Annotated in this window: 1 protein-coding gene; it reads left to right on the top strand. The window is 64.3% G+C overall.

The window, feature by feature from the left end; genetic code table 11:
- A partial coding sequence (locus DUT91_RS25355) for a transposase (protein WP_160113740.1) occupies positions 1-255 on the top strand: 255 nt, incomplete at both ends.

The following is a 255-nucleotide window of genomic DNA, read 5'->3' as shown; positions in this document are numbered from 1 at the left end:
CGGGCTGAACTCGAAGCTCCACACCGTTTGCGACGGTGACGGCCGGCCGATCATCCTGCTCTTGCCGGAAGGCCAGATGAGCGACCACAAGGGCGCACGTCTCGTGCTCGACGCCTTGCCGCCTGCCTCTCATCTGATCGCCGATCGCGGCTACGACAGCGCCTGGTTCCGCGAGGAGCTGGAAGCACGAGGCATCGAGCCATGCATCCCGTCGAGCCGAAGCCGTAAAGTCCCATACGCCTACGACACGATGCT

The organism is Paramesorhizobium salinisoli (genome assembly GCF_003335045.1).
Classification (GTDB): Bacteria; Pseudomonadota; Alphaproteobacteria; order Rhizobiales; family Rhizobiaceae; genus Paramesorhizobium; species Paramesorhizobium salinisoli.
Note: the sequence above shows the minus strand (reverse complement) of the source record. Positions and strands in the feature narration are given on the sequence as shown.